The sequence below is a fragment of the Streptomyces sp. NPDC047085 genome, from assembly GCF_040643735.1.
Taxonomy (GTDB): Bacteria; Actinomycetota; Actinomycetes; order Streptomycetales; family Streptomycetaceae; genus Streptomyces.
Genome location: NZ_JBEYUW010000004.1, coordinates 454,950 through 471,112, shown reverse-complemented (window position 1 = coordinate 471,112; position 16,163 = coordinate 454,950). Strand labels below are relative to the sequence as shown.

12 protein-coding genes and 2 tRNA genes are annotated in these 16,163 nt (G+C 72.2%); 8 read left to right on the top strand and 6 right to left on the bottom strand.

Translation table 11 applies throughout. The annotated features are described in order from the left end of the window. Nucleotides 1-15 precede the first annotated feature (15 nt). The 3 genes from gyrA (at nucleotide 16) to ABZ865_RS17625 (ending at nucleotide 3,561) form a co-directional block, all read left to right on the top strand. Nucleotides 16-2,610: a DNA gyrase subunit A gene (gene gyrA / locus ABZ865_RS17635; RefSeq protein WP_361230835.1), complete on the top strand. Its 2,595-nt coding sequence runs from the start codon at nucleotides 16-18 to the stop codon at nucleotides 2,608-2,610. An 18-nt stretch (nucleotides 2,611-2,628) separates the two neighbouring features. Next, complete coding sequence (locus tag ABZ865_RS17630; RefSeq protein ID WP_361230833.1) at nucleotides 2,629-3,375, top strand: DUF3566 domain-containing protein; 747 nt, start codon at nucleotides 2,629-2,631, stop codon at nucleotides 3,373-3,375. Nucleotides 3,376-3,487: 112 nt separating this feature from the next. Beyond that, nucleotides 3,488-3,561, top strand: a tRNA-Ile gene (locus ABZ865_RS17625). 193 nt (nucleotides 3,562-3,754) lie between these two features. On the opposite strand, the gene ABZ865_RS17620 is transcribed toward ABZ865_RS17625, so the two are convergent. After that, entirely contained in the window at nucleotides 3,755-7,936 is a 4,182-nt protein-coding gene (locus ABZ865_RS17620) for a hypothetical protein (RefSeq protein ID WP_361230831.1), read from the bottom strand. A gap of 564 nt (nucleotides 7,937-8,500) precedes the next feature. Here ABZ865_RS17620 and ABZ865_RS17615 point away from each other — a divergent pair. Together ABZ865_RS17615 and ABZ865_RS17610 are read left to right on the top strand one after the other, a co-directional pair. After that, nucleotides 8,501-9,010 carry a hypothetical protein gene (locus ABZ865_RS17615; RefSeq protein WP_361230829.1) on the top strand — a complete coding sequence of 170 codons (510 nt, stop codon included), beginning with the start codon at nucleotides 8,501-8,503 and terminating at the stop codon, nucleotides 9,008-9,010. 28 nt (nucleotides 9,011-9,038) lie between these two features. Next, nucleotides 9,039-9,227 carry a ferredoxin gene (locus ABZ865_RS17610; protein ID WP_361230827.1) on the top strand — a complete coding sequence of 63 codons (189 nt, stop codon included), beginning with the start codon at nucleotides 9,039-9,041 and terminating at the stop codon, nucleotides 9,225-9,227. A gap of 39 nt (nucleotides 9,228-9,266) precedes the next feature. On the opposite strand, the gene ABZ865_RS17605 is transcribed toward ABZ865_RS17610, so the two are convergent. The 3 genes from ABZ865_RS17605 to ABZ865_RS17595 form a co-directional block, all read right to left on the bottom strand. Then, entirely contained in the window at nucleotides 9,267-10,028 is a 762-nt protein-coding gene (locus ABZ865_RS17605) for a glycosyltransferase family A protein (protein WP_361230825.1), read from the bottom strand. Nucleotides 10,029-10,036: 8 nt separating this feature from the next. Then, nucleotides 10,037-10,639 carry a UTRA domain-containing protein gene (locus ABZ865_RS17600; protein WP_361230823.1) on the bottom strand — a complete coding sequence of 201 codons (603 nt, stop codon included), beginning with the start codon at nucleotides 10,637-10,639 and terminating at the stop codon, nucleotides 10,037-10,039. A gap of 229 nt (nucleotides 10,640-10,868) precedes the next feature. After that, nucleotides 10,869-11,255, bottom strand: a complete 387-nt coding sequence (locus ABZ865_RS17595; protein WP_361230821.1) for a DUF6344 domain-containing protein — start codon at nucleotides 11,253-11,255, stop codon at nucleotides 10,869-10,871. 349 nt (nucleotides 11,256-11,604) lie between these two features. Here ABZ865_RS17595 and ABZ865_RS17590 point away from each other — a divergent pair, with 349 nt between their 5' ends. Both ABZ865_RS17590 and ABZ865_RS17585 read left to right on the top strand, forming a co-directional pair. After that, the gene (locus ABZ865_RS17590) at nucleotides 11,605-11,733 is read left to right on the top strand and encodes a DLW-39 family protein (protein WP_003999697.1); all 129 of its coding nucleotides are present in this window, start codon (nucleotides 11,605-11,607) and stop codon (nucleotides 11,731-11,733) included. Between the two features lie 380 nt (nucleotides 11,734-12,113). Next, nucleotides 12,114-13,481 (top strand): hypothetical protein, encoded by a 1,368-nt coding sequence (locus ABZ865_RS17585; RefSeq protein ID WP_361230819.1) that lies wholly within the window; start codon nucleotides 12,114-12,116, stop codon nucleotides 13,479-13,481. On the opposite strand, the gene ABZ865_RS17580 is transcribed toward ABZ865_RS17585, so the two are convergent. Continuing rightward, nucleotides 13,445-15,055 (bottom strand): protein kinase, encoded by a 1,611-nt coding sequence (locus tag ABZ865_RS17580; protein ID WP_361230817.1) that lies wholly within the window; start codon nucleotides 15,053-15,055, stop codon nucleotides 13,445-13,447. The genes ABZ865_RS17585 and ABZ865_RS17580 overlap by 37 nt on opposite strands. 202 nt (nucleotides 15,056-15,257) lie before the next feature. Beyond that, entirely contained in the window at nucleotides 15,258-15,806 is a 549-nt protein-coding gene (locus ABZ865_RS17575; RefSeq protein ID WP_361230814.1) for a DNA-binding protein, read from the bottom strand. Nucleotides 15,807-15,989: 183 nt separating this feature from the next. Here ABZ865_RS17575 and ABZ865_RS17570 point away from each other — a divergent pair. Further along, nucleotides 15,990-16,062, top strand: a tRNA-Ala gene (locus ABZ865_RS17570). Nucleotides 16,063-16,163: the final 101 nt, after the last annotated feature.

Below are 16,163 nucleotides of genomic sequence, written 5' to 3'. Positions count from 1 at the left end.
GGATCTTCACCAGCAATGGCCGACGAGAACACTCCCACGACGCCTGAAGAGGGCGGCGAACTCGCGATGCGTGTCGAGCCCGTCGGGCTCGAGACGGAGATGCAGCGCTCGTACCTGGACTACGCGATGTCCGTCATCGTGTCCCGTGCGCTGCCCGACGTCCGTGACGGTCTCAAGCCCGTCCACCGCCGTGTGCTGTACGCGATGTACGACGGCGGCTACCGCCCCGAGCGCGGCTTCTACAAGTGCGCCCGTGTCGTCGGCGACGTCATGGGCAACTACCACCCGCACGGCGACTCCTCGATCTACGACGCGCTGGTGCGCCTCGCCCAGCCGTGGTCGATGCGGATGCCGCTGGTGGACTCCAACGGCAACTTCGGCTCCCCGGGCAACGACCCGGCGGCGGCCATGCGGTACACCGAGTGCAAGCTCGCGCCGCTGTCGATGGAGATGGTCCGGGACATCGACGAGGAGACCGTCGACTTCACGGACAACTACGACGGCCGCTCCCAGGAGCCGACCGTCCTGCCGGCCCGCTTCCCGAACCTGCTGATCAACGGCTCGGCCGGTATCGCGGTCGGTATGGCGACCAACATCCCGCCGCACAACCTGCGCGAGGTCGCGGCCGGCGCCCAGTGGTACCTGGAGAACCCCGAGGCCTCGCACGAGGAGCTGCTGGACGCGCTCATGGAGCGCATCAAGGGCCCGGACTTCCCGACCGGCGCCCTGGTGGTGGGCCGCAAGGGCATCGAGGAGGCGTACCGCACCGGGCGCGGCTCCATCACGATGCGCGCGGTGGTCGAGGTCGAGGAGATCCAGGGCCGCCAGTGCCTGGTCGTCACCGAGCTGCCGTACCAGGTGAACCCGGACAACCTCGCGCAGAAGATCGCCGACCTGGTGAAGGACGGCAAGATCGGCGGCATCGCGGACGTCCGCGACGAGACGTCGTCCCGTACGGGTCAGCGTCTGGTGATCGTCCTGAAGCGGGACGCGGTCGCCAAGGTCGTCCTGAACAACCTGTACAAGCACACCGATCTGCAGACCAACTTCGGCGCCAACATGCTGGCGCTGGTCGACGGCGTGCCGCGCACCCTGTCCCTGGACGCGTTCATCCGCCACTGGGTGACGCACCAGATCGAGGTCATCGTCCGCCGGACCCGCTTCCGGCTGCGCAAGGCCGAGGAGCGCGCGCACATCCTGCGCGGTCTGCTGAAGGCGCTGGACGCCATCGACGAGGTCATCGCGCTGATCCGGCGCAGTGAGACCGTCGAGATCGCGCGCGCGGGCCTGATGGACCTCCTGGAGATCGACGAGATCCAGGCGAACGCCATCCTCGAGATGCAGCTGCGCCGGCTGGCCGCCCTGGAGCGCCAGAAGATCGTCCAGGAGCACGACGAACTCCAGGCGAAGATCAACGAGTACAACGAGATCCTCGCCTCGCCGGTGCGTCAGCGCGGGATCGTCAGCGAGGAGCTGGCGGCGATCGTCGAGAAGTACGGCGACGACCGCAAGACCAAGCTGATCCCGTACGAGGGCGACATGTCCATCGAGGACCTGATCGCCGAGGAGGACATCGTCGTCACCGTCACGCGCGGCGGCTATGTCAAGCGGACGAAGACGGACGACTACCGGGCGCAGAAGCGCGGCGGCAAGGGCGTGCGCGGCACGAAGCTGAAGGAAGACGACATCGTCGACCACTTCTTCGTCTCCACCACGCACCACTGGCTGCTGTTCTTCACGAACAAGGGCCGGGTGTACCGGGCGAAGGCCTACGAGCTGCCCGAGGCGGGCCGGGACGCGCGCGGCCAGCACGTGGCGAACCTGCTGGCCTTCCAGCCGGACGAGGCGATCGCCGAGATCCTCGCGATCCGTGACTACGAGGCGGCGCCGTACCTGGTCCTGGCCACCAAGTCCGGCCTGGTGAAGAAGACGCCGCTGAAGGATTACGATTCGCCCCGCTCCGGCGGTGTGATCGCGATCAATCTGCGCGAGCGCGAGGACGGATCCGACGACGAACTGATCGGCGCCGAGCTGGTCTCGGCCGACGACGATCTGCTTCTGATCAGCAAGAAAGCACAGTCGATCAGGTTCACCGCCTCGGACGACACCCTGCGCCCGATGGGCCGCGCCACCTCGGGCGTCAAGGGCATGAGTTTCCGCGAGGGCGATGAACTTCTGTCGATGAATGTGGTGCGACCCGGTACGTTCGTGTTCACTGCCACCGACGGTGGGTACGCGAAGCGGACCGGCGTCGACGAGTACCGCGTCCAGGGTCGCGGTGGCCTCGGCATCAAGGCCGCCAAGATCGTCGAGGACCGTGGCTCCCTCGTCGGCGCGCTGATTGTCGAGGAGAGCGATGAGATCCTCGCCATCACGCTGTCCGGCGGTGTGATTCGTACGCGAGTCAGCGAGGTCAGGGAGACGGGCCGTGACACCATGGGCGTCCAACTGATCAACCTGGGCAAGCGCGATGCCGTGGTCGGCATCGCACGTAACGCCGAGGCGGGGCGTGAGGCGGAGGAGGTCGACGGCGAGGATGTCGTCGACGAGACCGCCGAGGGTGCCGCGACCACCGGCACGGACGAGGGTGAGGCGCCCTCGGCCGAGTAGCACGAGGAGTGAGTCATCGTGAGCGGAGCCACGGGCGCCGGGTCGGCCGGTACCTCCACGGGTACGGAGACGAACGGCGGCGGCCGTGGCTCCGCCGCGAGTGCGGGGAGCCCGATCGACCCGCACACCACCAACCTGAAGCCGGTGACGGCTTCGGTGCAGGGCTCGCCCTCACCGCAGGCGCATGGATCCCAGGGGGGAACTGTGACGGACACCCGAGGCCCGCAGACCCATGGCGGGGCCGTTCCGGCTGAGACCCGGCCGGTCTCCCCGCTGCCCGGTGAGCGGCACTCCGAGCAGCCCGCCGGGCCCTACCACCCGCCGCAGGCCTATCCGGCACAGCAGCCGGGCTCGGCCGTGCGCCGGCCGCGCACGGGAGCGAAGACGGCTCCGCGCACCCGTAAGGCCCGGCTGCGCGTCGCCAAGGCCGATCCGTGGTCGGTGATGAAGGTCAGCTTCCTGCTCTCCATCGCGCTGGGCATCTGCACGATCGTCGCCTCGGCGGTGCTGTGGATGGTCATGGACGCGATGGGCGTGTTCTCGACGGTCGGCGGCACGATCTCCGAGGCGACCGGCTCCAACGAGGCCAACGGCTTCGACCTCCAGGCGTTCCTCTCGCTCCCCCACGTCCTGATGTTCACGTCGATCATCGCGGTCATCGACGTCGTCCTCGCGACGGCGCTGGCCACCCTCGGCGCGTTCATCTACAACCTCTCCGCGGGCTTCGTCGGCGGTATCGAGCTGACGCTGGCCGAGGACGAGTGACTCCACCTGCCCGGCTCTCCTGACAGTCCCCCGACAACCGATTTTGGGACTGCCGCCCTCGTGCGCTAATCTTCAGGAGTCAGCGCGCGGGACACACACCGCAGAGCGCGGCGGGGCTATAGCTCAGTTGGTTAGAGCGCATCCCTGATAAGGATGAGGCCACAGGTTCAAATCCTGTTAGCCCCACAGTGAGAAAACCCCCAGTCGGAGAGGGCTGGGGGTTTTTGCTGTTCCGGGGGTGCGTCGGGCAATGCAAAGGCCCGACCGCTGGCGACGGGGGATGCACCAGCGATCGGGCTATGGCCAAGGGTAACAAGGTTGGTTGGCCTGGGGGAGCGAAGTCGGGGAGGAAATCGGGGAGTTGGCTGATCTTGGTCGGTCAGCGGGGACACGGGGGGTCGTACGAGAGGCGGGGCAGGTACTCGTGCCACTTCTGCTCGGTCAGCACACCCGCGGTGACCGAACAGATGTGCTGGATCGCCTCGTCGGCGTCCAGGCTCCACAGACGGATCGTGTCCGCGCCGCTGGAGACGCCGAGGATGTGGCTGCTGGGGCTGAAGGCGAGGAAGCTGCCCGTCTTGGCGTAGGGGCTCATCGACTGGCCGATGGGGGTGGCCGACTCCGGGCGGGTGACGTTCCACAGGCGGACCGTGTTGTCGTTGCCGCCGCTGGCCAGGGTGTGGCCGCGGGCGCTGAACGTCAGCGAGGTGACCGCCTCGGTGTGGCCGGTGAGGGGTGAGCCGAGCCGGCCGGGTGCGCTGGGGTCGGCGACGTTCCACAGGCGGACGGTGTCGTCGTCGCTGCCGCTGGCCAGGGTGCGGCCGCCGGGGCCGAAGGCGAGCGCGTTGACCGGGCCGGAGTGGCCGGTGAGCGGCCGGCCGAGCGGGGTGGCACGGCCGGGCCGGGTGACGTTCCACAGGCGGATCGTGGCGTCCGCGCTGCCGCTGGCCAGGGTGTGGCCGTCGGGGCTGAAGGCGAGCGCGTCGACGTAGCCCCGGTGGCCGGTGAGGAGCCCCCCGAGCGGGGCCGGACGGGCGGGGTCGGCGACGTTCCACAGCCGGATGGTGCGGTCGTCGTAGGCGGTGGCCAGGGTGCGGCCGTCGGGGCTGTACGCCAGCGCGTCGGGGCCCATGAAACGGGTCCGCAGGGCCAGCGGGGGCCCGGCGGGGACCGGGCGGGCCGGGTCGGCCACGTTCCACAGGTACACCGAGCGGTTCCCGGTCAGCACCGCCAGGGTGCGGCCGTCGGGGGAGAACACCAGCGAACGCTGACCGCCGTCGGCGGCCATGAACGGGGCGCCGAGCGGCACGGGCCGGCCCGGCGCCGCCACGTTCCACAGCCGCAGCCTGCCGTCGCGGGCGGCCGTGGCGAGGACCCTGCCGTCCGGGCGGAACGCCCCGCCGCGGCCGATCATGTCCGACGTCGGCACCGACCACAGCCGGACCTTGCTGTCCCCGCTGCCGGTGGCGAGGGTCCTGCCGTCGGGGCTGAACCCGAGCGCGTACATCTCGCCGCTGCTGCCCGCGAGCGGCTCGCCGACCTGGGACGGGGACGCCGGATCGCTGACGTTCCACAGGCTCGCCGTGCTGTCCGCGCTGGCGGCGGCGAGCCGGCCGCCGTCGGGGCTGAAGGCCACCGACCAGATGGGACCGGTGTGCCCGGTCAGCGGCGAACCGATCGGTGCCGCGCGCTCCGGATCGGCCACGTTCCACAGCCGGATGGTGTCGTCCGCGCTGCCGCTGGCCAGCGTGCGCCCGTCGGGGCTGAACGCCACCGAGTGCACGACGTTCGTGTGGCCGGTCAGCACCGTGCGGACCGGCTCGGGGTGCCGTGGATCGGCCAGGCGCCACAGCCGGACCTCGTTGTCGTCGCCGCCCGCCGCGAGGGTGCGCCCGTCGGGGCTGAACGCCACGGAGCGCACCGCCGCGGTGTGCCCGCGCAGGACACCGAGCGGCCTCGGCGCGCGCGGGTCGGCCACGTTCCACAGGCGTACGGTGCGGTCCTCGCCTGCGCTGGCGAGCGTGTGCCCGTCGGGGCTGAAGGCGACCAGGTAGATCGTGCCCTGGTGGCCGGTCAGAGGCGTGCCGAGCGGCTTGGGGCGGGTGCGGTCGCTCACGTCCCACAGGCGTACGGTGCCGTCGTCGCCGGCGCTGGCGAGCGTGCGGCCGTCCGGGCTGAAGACCGCGCTGCTCACCCAGCTGGTGTGGCCGGTCAGGGGGGCGCCGAGGGGTTGGGGGCGGCTGCGGTCCCGCACGTCCCACAGGCGGACGGTGCGGTCGTAGCTGGCGGTGGCCAGGGTCCTGCCGTCGGGGCTGAAGGAGGTCAGGTAGACGGCGCCGGTGTGGCCGAGCAGAGGGGTGGCGAGCGGCGCGTTCACGACGGAGATCAGTCTGCTGTACGCCCCCTCGTCGCCGGGCCGCAGATCGTGCGCGACCAGGTCGAGCTGAGCGGCCAGCGACGGGTCCGTGTGCTGAACCCGGTCGGCCTCGGCGAGCACCTGCTCGAACACGGCGTCGTCCCGCTGCTGCCACGCCACCACCGCCGAACCGGCGGCCAGCACGGCGAGCACGACCAGCGCCGCCACCGCGGCCCGGCTGATCAGCACCGTACGCCTGCGCAGCCGGACCGAGGCGGCCAGGAACTCCACCGCGCCGCGGGTCAGGAAGGTGTCCCCGGCGGACTTCGCCCAACTACGGGCCTGCTCCAGCCGGGAACCCCGGTACAGCAGGGAACTGTCCCGGTCCGAGGCCTCCCAGGCCCGGCCGTCCTCCTCCAGCCGCTGGCGCAGCAGCTGGTCGCCCCGGTCGTCGTCGATCCAGTGACGCAGCCGGGGCCAGGCGTGCAGCAGCGCCTCGTGGGTGATCTCCACGGTCTCCGCGTCGAGGGTCACCAGCCGGGCGCGGACCAGCGCCTCCAGCGACTCCTCGGTCTTGCCGGGATCCGCCGACTCCTGCGCCAGCTGGCGCCGGGTGCCGCGCCGGCGCGTGGCCTGGGTGTCCTCGCCGAGGCGGACCAGGCGCAGCAGGAGCAGCCGGGCGGCGGTGCGGGCGGCCGGGTCCAGGCCGGACCAGGCGCGCTCGGCGGTGGCCGCGACGGCCCCCTGGATGCCGCCCGCCGCGCGGTAACCGGCCAGCGTCAGCCGGCCCGCCTTGCGCCGCTGCCAGGTGGCGAGCAGGGCGTGGGACAGCAGCGGCAGCACGCCCGCGTCGTGCGCCCCGCGCGGGCCGTCGGCGCTCACCTCGCGGACGATCAGCTCGGTCAGGCCCGCCTCCAGCTCCAGCCCCACGGCCTTGGCGGGGCCGGTCACCGCCTCCCGCAGCTCCGGCGTGGTCAGCGGCCCCAGCACCATGTGCCGGTGCTGGAGCGCGTCGGCCAGCTCCGGGTAGCCGAGGCACTGCTCGTAGAAGTCGGCGCGGATGCCGAGCACCACGAGCACGGGGGCGGGCCCGGGCGAGTCCGCGGGCGGTGTGCAGGCGGCGTGCAGGAACTGGACGAAGGCGCGCCGGCCGGCCTCGTCGGCGCAGAGCGTGAAGGTCTCCTCGAACTGGTCCACGATGAGGACCGGGCGGGGGTAGGGGGTGACGTCGGGGGCGGCGGTGTGGGCGGAGACGGTGGTGTCGGCCGGGGGCTGGTGTACCGAGGGTGCCTCCGTGCCCTCTTGATCCCGCGCCGGCGGTTCGTCATCCCGCGCCAGCGGTTCGTCTCGCGGGTCCTGCTCCGTCCCGGCCGACTCGCCGCGTGCCCATGCCGTGAGGGTCTCCCGTACCGCGCGGGCGAAGTGCGGGGCGTCGGCGCCGGGGGCCGCCGGGTTGTGCGTCGCCTCCAGTTCGGCCTCGCGGGCCGCCGCGGCGAGGGGGGCGAGGGCCGGGACACGGCGGGTCAGCTCGCCGAGCGGATCGGCTCCCGGTACGAGCTGGAGCACCGGGCCCGGCCGGCCGCCGCCGTCCTCCAGGGCGCCGCCCTGCACCGCGGGGACCAGACCGGCGTTGAGCAGGGACGATTTTCCCGCGCCCGAGGCACCGACCAGCACGACCAGCCCGCCCGTCTTCCCGGCGGCGCGCAGCTGGGCCACGAGCGCCTCCGTGCTGCGCTCCCGGCCGAAGAACCACCGGGCGTCCTCGCGCCGGTAGGGGGCCAGTCCCCGGTACGGACACACTCCGCCCGTGACGGCCGGGGCCTGGTCCGGAGGCGGCTGCTGTTGCTCCTCGACGGGCGGCGGACGCTCGCCCACCGGGTCGGCCAGCGCCCTCTCCCACAGCCGCTGCCACTGCGCGAGGTCGTACAGGCCGCCGGAGACCGGAGCGGGCCGCGCGCGCCGCGCCTCGGGGATCAGGATCTGCAGGACCGCCGCGAGGGCGGCGAACTGGGCCGGCACGTTCTTGGCCCGCCGCCAGTCGCTGATGCGCTGCGCGGACACCCGTACGGGCCGCCCGCGCTCGTCCACCCGCTGCAGTCGTACGACTGCCTCGGACACGCTTTTGAGGGGAGGGTTGCCGGCCTCCTTGTAGAGCAGCGCGAGGCGCTCGGCGAAGGCTGTGCGTGCCCCTGAGTCGGAACCCAAGGTCCCACCCCTTTACTTCCCCCGCTGTCTGGACGTCCGGACCGGAAAACTCACCTTATATGGCTGACCTGCGACGAAGCCCTGCTCCGGACGTCCGGGCCTCCTCGCCGGAGGCGCCAGATGGCAGGATCGCATCGCGGTAGCCGCACTGTGACACACCGTCCGGACAGGCCACCTGCCCGTGCCCCGGAGAGGCGGCCCATGGCGCCGAACGTTCTCGGTCAACTTCCCCCGGAGCCACACGGCGGCCGTGTCCACGGTCGTCGCACCTGAGCCTCCGCATCCGTCCGCACCCACTTCGACTTCCTTCGAATTCCTTCGACTTCGGTCCGCCAGCACGCCGACGCGACGTGGACCGACATCCTCCGCTCCGTTCGGTACCGGTCCCCACGAGGGGAGGGACCGGTACCGGACGGGCGGCGGAACCACGCCTCCCCCTGTCCCGACGGCTCTGGATATCTGACGGTACGTCAGCTACGGTCGCCTCGGCCGCCGTTCCCGAAGGGGTTGAGTGCCATGCCGAGTGCCGTGGAAGAAAGCTCTCCTTGTCCGCAACCGCCCGGTGTGCCGCGCTGGGTCGCGATGTTCCACCAGCCGTCCCAGGACTCCTGGGCCGTCGGCGCCGAGTCCCCGTACCGGGCACCCGTGCTCTACGCGGTGGGCGACATGGCCCGGACGGTACGGGCGCGCGGCGCCGAGGTGACGGTCGCTCTGTGGGGCCCCCGGGACGGCGCGTGGCACCGCTTCGACACCCCTGACACCGCCCCGGCCCCGGCCACCGGGGACACCCCGCTCGCCTCGGACACCCCGGCCGCCTCGCACACCTCCGGGAAGCCGAGCAGCAGCCGCGAGGAGCGCATGGCCGACCGCCGACAGCAGGTGCTCATGGCCGGCCTCGGCAAGGCCGGGCTCTACGACCTCGCCGACGACGACGCCCGGGCGGTGGAGGCGATGGTCGACCGCCTGGACGAACCCACCCTGCGCCGCGTGGCCCACTGGCTCGCCACGGCGGGCGGCGCCCGCGGGCCCCTGCCCCCGGTTCAGGCCAGCGCCGGCGGGGCAGGGTCGTCGTAGGTCTCGGTTGCCTGCGACGGGAGGGCGCATGAAGGTCTCGGTGGACCGGAACGTGTGTTACGGATCGGCCGAATGCGCGTACCGGGCTCCGTCGGTGTTCGCGTTCGTCGACGGATACGGCGTGGTCCGGTCCGGCCAGGAGGACGCGGGCGACGATCCCCTGGTGCGGGAAGCCGCCGAGAAGTGCCCCTCGCAGGCGGTCGTCATAGCCGAGTGAGCGAGCCGGCCGGCGTCGGCCGAGGTCGGCCGGGTGGCGTCAGTCGGCGTCGGCCGGATGGCGCCAGCCCGTCTGTGCCAGCGCGCGGGCCCTCGCCTCCGCGACCGCCATGCGCGCTTCGCGTTCCGCCGGGTCGGTGTGCGGGGCCTGGCCCGTGACCTGGCCCTCCCACTTGCGGTAGAGGAGCCCCACCTCCCGCGAGAACCATCCCCGGCTGACGGCGTTCAGCGCGAGGAGCAGTCCGGTGTCCTCGGAGGCGGGCAGGGCCATCCAGCCGCCGAGGGCGGTCAGCAGGTCCCGCCGGACGAAGAGGGTCGCCGGATGCACCTGGGCCCGGAAACCGTGCGCCTTCCAGTAGTCGAGCACGGCCCCGCGCTCGACAGGTCCCTGGTCCGGGTCGTCGGGGAAGCCGGCCGTGGAGCCGTCGGGGAGCAGGTCCAGGACCCGGGACGTGGCCCAGCCCAGTGTGCGGTCGGCCTCCAGCGCCGCGAGGTCGCGGGCCAGCGTGCCCGGCGGGAGCTGGTCGTCGGCGTCCAGGACCTTCACGTACGGGCCGTCGGCGTGCGCCAGGGCGATGGTGCGGGCGACTCCGGGGCCGCCGGGGCGTCCCTGACGGAAGATCACCCGCGGGTCGTCGGGGAGGTACGGGCGGACCTCGTCCGTGCGCCCGTCCTCCTGGACCACCCAGGTCCACTCCCAGCCGTCCGGGAGTTCCTGCGCGCACAGGGACCGGTACGCGTCCGGCAGGAAGCGGGCGGACGGGGCGTGGACAGCCGTGACTACGGTGATGCGCCGGGGCACGGCGGCATTCACCACCTTTCCAGATGCGTGGTGAAGACCAGTTCCGTGCGGTCGCCGGGCAGGACGAGGTGGGAGACGTCCACGACGCGGTCGTCAGTGTCGTACGAGGTCTTCCGGAGCAGGATCACCGCCGTGTCGGGGGGAAGCCGCAGCTCACGGGCCTCCTCCGGGGTCGGCGGACGGGCGGTGACGCGTTCCTCGACGCGGTCCACCTCGACGCCCACGGTGCGGAGTTGGTGCTGGGTGCCGCCGGGCCAGGGCTCCTTGGACTCGTCCAGCAGGTCGGGGTTGGCCGCGACCAGGTCGTAGGGGACGTACGAGGTGACGAGGCTGAAGGGGGCCGGGTCGTCGCCGCACCGCGTCCGGTAGCGGCGTTCGAGCAGCGCGGTGCCCTCCGGCACGCCGAAGGCGTCCGCGAGGTCCCTGGTTGCCTCGGTCCTGCGGTAGCGGGCGAAGAAGACGAGGTCGTCCGGTGCCAGGCCGGTGTCGTGCTCGGTGGCGCCGGTCGCGGCCCGGGTCGGCCGGGGCTGCCGGGCCCGGTCCTTCTCCCACTGGTGCCGCGCGTTGTCGCGCACCGCCGGGGCGCGCGGGCTCCGTACCTCCTTGGACACCCGACCAGGCTACGACGCCCGGCCAGGCCGTGACGCCGGATGAGGAGGCGCGTCGCCGTTCGCGGACAGCGCTGGACCCCCGGCCGCCATCGGCCGGGGGTCATTCCGTGTCGACTCATGCGTACGCAAGTCGCCGTGGTGTCGAAACGTCAGCGGTGCTGTGTGCAGCGGAACGTCTGCGGTCCTGTGTGTTCTGGAACGTCTGCGGTCCTGCGAGCTGCGGGTCGGGTCAGCAGTCGAGCCGTTCCCTCTGTTCCGTCTGTACAGCCCGTTCCGTCTGTTCCATCTGTTCCGTCGGCCGGAGCTGCATGTCCTGCAGCACCGCTTCCGTGTCGGTGAGGGGACGGTGCCGGCAGTTGGGGGTCTTTCCGTGGGCCTCGGCCCGGATCCGCTGTTTCATCGTGGGGGGCAGGGCCCTGGCATGGGACCAGAGCCAGTGGTTCATCGCCGGGACCACCGGGGCCGTGCGGTGCGCGGTGGTGGGGCGGGGCTCCTCGTTCTGCGGCGCCGCCGCGGCGGTGGCGGTGGTCGCGGTGACGAGTCCGAGCGCCGTGCACAGCGCGAGGAAGGCGGTGACGATGGCGGTCCACAGCTTCATGACCTTGTTCTCGGTCATGGCCCCTCACTTTCAGGTCGGGCGATTTGCGTACTTTCCTCATGATGTGTATGGGGATCGAGAAGTGGTGGACCAACGCCCGTGGCGCGTCGAAGTTCAGATGAACACCACTCGGATGGACGCAAGAGGGCCGGAAAACCCCCAAAACCTGGTGAGGGTGAGCGAAGAGGGAGCAAAGTAACCGTGTGTGGAGGTGTGATCACCCTCAGATCGGAAGGTGCGCCGACCTGGTCTATTGCGCTGCCGGAGGCGGGAGTTGGGGGCCGACGCAGGTCACCGACCGATATCGGTCGGTGTGTATAGTCGGGCGCCAGAGGTCCCCTACGTCAACGAAAGACGAGGTCGCGCGGTGAAGAAGCTGCTCCTGGTCGCACTGGCCGCCATCGGCGGTCTCCTCGTGTACCGCCAGATCCAGGCGGATCGCGCCGAGCAGGACCTGTGGACGGAGGCGACCGACTCCGTGCCCACGGGTTCCTGAATCCCGACACCAGAACCTGAACAGAGCCCCGGCCGCCCCGCGCGGCCGGGGCTCTGTGTTGCCCGGCCGTTCTTCCGCTGCCAGGCCGAGTGCGTGGTGTGGCTCGTGGCTCGTGGCGCATGGCTCGTGTTGCCGGGTTCCGGCGGGTGGTGTACGCGTACCCGGACGGTACGGGCGTTTCGGGCCGCCGTTTCGGACGGCCGCACGGAATCCCCGGATGGCCCAAGGGCACCCGGGGCAGGATGGGCCACGCCACGCACCCGGCCGGATGCGGGCGGGAGCGGAGTGACAGGGGGTGTCACGTGCGGGGGCGAGGGCGGCGTACGAGGCGGAACCGGGACCGGGTCTGGGACCGGGGCCGGGTGGCGGGCGGCCGGCGCGTGGGGTATGGAACCCGGGCCGCACTCGTGGGAGCCGCCCTGTGCGCCGTGGCCGCGCTGCCGGGTGCGACCGCCGCCGTAGCCGCCGACGCACAGCAGGGGACGTATGCCTTCGCGCCGGACGCCCGGCCCGTCACCGGTGCGACCGGCACCGCCGATGCCCCCCGGCTGGAGCCCGGCCGGACCTACCGCAGCTCCCTGCCCAGGAACGGCGAGCTGTACTACCGCCTCGACCTCGACGCCCCGGCCACGGCCTACGTCCCCGTCACCGCCGTACCCCCGGCCGACACCACCGTCTCCGCCACCGACGGCATCCGGGTGTCGGTCCAGGACGCCCACGGCACCTCCTGCTCCTACGGCTCCGCGCTGTTCGGCGCCGGGCTCAGCCCCCGCCCCGTCACGGCCCTGGGGGAGCGCGAGACCGGCAAGGCGCTCTGCCAGGGAAAGGGGACGTACTACCTGCGCGTCCAGCGCCTGGACGCGCAGGGGTCCTCCGGGGGGTCCTCCGTGGTCGGCTCCGCGCAGCGCTGGGACCTGGAGATCGCGCCCGTCACGGAACCGCGCCCGGCCGGGGCCGGTGCCACCACCCCGCCCGGGACCTGGGACTCCGCCTCCCCCGAGCCCATCACCGGTGAGCCCCGCGACCGTTCCGGCGGCACCGGGTTCGCGACGGCCCGCCCGCTGGGCCCGGGCGTCTGGAGCACCCGGATCGCCCCCGGACAGACCCTCTTCTACAAGGTGCCGGTCGACTGGGGCCGCCGCCTGCACGCCACCGCCGAACTGGACGGCTCCCCGGGGCACGGCTATGTCGGCGGCGCCCTGAACCTGACCCTCCACAACCCCGTACGCGGCTACGTCGACGCCGCCGCCCTCGGCTACACCGGCACCGCGAAGAGCGCCTCGCTCGACCCCCTGCCGCCCGTGGAGTACGCCAACCGGTACGCGGCCGTCGGCCGGGTCGGCGCCGTCCGCTTCGCGGGCGAGTACTACCTGGTCCTGCACCTCAGCGCGCAGATGAGCGACACGTTCGGGCCGGGTCCGTTCGGGGTGACCCTGCGGGTCCGCCTCGACGGGCAGGCCCATGCCGGGCCCGCGTACGCCGGGTCCCCCGTGCCCGGTGACGTGTTCACGATCTCGGCGCAGGACCGGGCGGCCGCGGTCACCGGAAGCGTGGGGGGTGCGGGGAGTGCGGGCGGCGTGGGGAGCGCCGGGCATGCCGGGAGCGCGGGTGGCGGCGGCACGGCGATGAAGGCGCTCGCGGTCGGCGGCATCGGCACCGGTACCGCGCTGCTGCTGGTCCTGGGCGTGTGGACGCTGACGGCCCGCCGGACTCAGACGCGGGTCAGCGCCCAGAAACCCACGCCGTAGCAGGCCAGCGCCAGCAGCAGTATCGGGATCGCGACCTTGGCCGACGGCCCCGGACGCCGGTTCTTACGGCGTGCTCGGCGCCCCCGGCGTCTGGACGCGGAGGGTGGCTGCGGGGGGTAGGGCTGCGCCGGGTCGGCCTGTGGTGGGCGGAGCTGTGGTGAGTGGGGCTGCAGCGAGTGGGGCTGCGGGGGGACGTGGAGCGGGACGGGCGGTGGAGCCTGTGGCATGGCTTGCGGGGCTTGCGGGTCCTGGGCTGTGTACGCGGCGGTGGGCGTGTGCTGCGGCGCCGGGGGTGTGTGCGGCGCGGCGGGGTGCCAGGGCGTGGGGGTGGTGTGGGCGGAGATGTGGGGGGCGGGGCCGGCCGCTGCCGGGGCCGGGGATACCTGCTCGGTGTTGCCTTGATGGTGCTGCGGGGCCTGCGGCCGGGCGGCTTGGTGCTGCGGGGTGTGGTCCGCCTGGGTCATCTCCGGCAGCGACGGCGACTCGGGCATCGGCGCCGATTCGGGCAGCGCCGGCGACTCCGGCTGCGGGGTCAACTCGGGCTGAGGAGGGGGGAGATGGAAGCTTCCGGTGTCCGACATGGAAGGCGTCGGGGGCGCGGGACGCGAGGCTTCTCCCGTGCCCGGTTCCGTGCCGCCGCCGGTGCGGCCGCCGGTGTCCGTGATCAGGGACGCGTGTACCCCGGAGGCCCTCTTGAGGGGTCCCTCCGGGCCGAACCCGGGTGGCAGGGACCCGAGTTGGTCGAAGATCTCGATCGGCTCCTGGTCGGGGCCGGGTTCCGGCAGGAGTTCCGTGGCCGCGGCGAGCGCCTTGCGCGCTCCCGTGGCGGTGCGGAAGCGGGCCGCGGGATCGGGCTGGAGCAGGGTGGCGACGACCTGCCAGAGCGGCTCGGGGATGCCCTGGGGCGGACCGGGCGTCCCGTGTTCCATGAAGTACTGCATGAGGGCCTTGGCGTCGGGCTTGGCCCCTTCGAGCAGATAGAGGGCGACCAGGCCCACGGCGAACAGGTCGGCGGGGAAGTCCGGTTCGGCCCCCAGCATCTGTTCGGGTGCCAGATATCCGGGCGTGCCCACCACCAGGTTGGTCTCCGTCAGCCGGACCTCGCCGAGCCGCATGGCGATGCCGAAGTCGGACAGCCTGAGCCGCGGCCGGCCGGTACCGGTGGCTTCGAGCAGCACGTTCGCGGGCTTGATGTCCCGGTGGACGACGCCCTCCGCGTGCACCGCGGCGAGACCGGAGAGGAGCTGGTCGAGCAGGGTGCACACGAACGACGGGGGCAGGGGGCCGTAGTCGTTCACGAGGTGGACCAGTGACCCGCCCGCGACGAGGTCCATGGTGAACAGGACCTGGTCGTCGTCGGCGGCCCAGCTGGCCGGGGCGAGCACATGGGGGTGGTCGATGCGCAGGGCCTGCTCCCGCACGAAGCGCAGGAGTGCGTGGGCGTCGCGCTGCTGGAGCACCTTGGCGGCCACGTAGCGCCGTCGGCGGTGGTCCCAGGCACGCCATACGGCGCCCACACCGCCCCGGCCGATCGGGTCGGCCAGCTCGTACCGCCCGGCGAAGACCTCACCCATGACCGTCCGCCGCTCCTCCCCCTCGCCCGGCCCAGCCCTGCGTCCTACCCGGCCCCCCTTGCTCCCTGCCCCCCAGGCCCTGCTTCCCACCCCGATGAGAGATACGACCCGCGCCCCCGACCCTCTGCGCTTCTCGAACCTCTGCCCACCGAGCCTCTGCCTCGGCCCGGTTCCGGACCCCCTCCGGAACCGGGCCGTGGGGTCAGCTCTGGTGGGACTGGTAATGCGCGACCGCGTCCGAGGTGCGGCCGGCGCCGTAGACCCGGAGGAACTCTGCCAGTTCGGGGTGGCTCACGGCGAGGGTGTCGGCGGCGTCGATGATGTCGCCGGCGGCGGCCACGGAACGCAGCAGCGACTGGATCTCGCGGACCACTCGCTTGACCGTCGGCGCACCCGAACTGTTCGTCGTATGCGTGGCGTTGCTCAGCACCGAACCCCCCTGTGACTTCTTGATCTCGTCCATCCGCTCGGTCGCCTCGGCCGCGCTGACGCTGCCGTCCGCGACCTGTGCCGCCAGCTCCTGCAGCAGCTGTACCCGCTGGACCACGGCGGGATTGCCGATCTTGGCCCGCTGGCCGCTCATCAGCTGTGACAGCATCGGAGCGGACAGCCCCAGGACCGCCGCGAGCCGGGCCTGGTTGAGCCCGAGATCGTCGATCAGCTTACGGAAGAGCGCCCCCAACGGCTCCCCGTACCAGTTCCGCTGCAGCTCCCGCGCTCTCGCGGTGGCTTCCTGCTGTGCGGCGTCCATTGCGTCTCCCCATCGCTTTCCCCTAAAAACGGCGGTTCGCTGTAGCGAACCACGTCGAGCATCTTACGGAGAGTGGTCATCCGCGGGGACCCCCAATCTTTTTGCGGGATACGGGGGGTGACCCGGTACTCTGGTCTGCGGCGCCGCCGGGGACGTGATTCCTCCGGTCGGCCGCTCCTGTCCGGGGCCTTAGCTCAGTTGGTAGAGCGCCGTCTTTGCATGGCGGATGTCAGGGGTTCGACTCCCCTAGGCTCCACACCGGAAATGCCCCCTGACCTGCGAAAATGCAGGCCAGGGGGCATTTTTTGAATCGGATCGGCGGTCCGCCGCCGTGCGGGTCGTGCTCAGGAGTGCGGG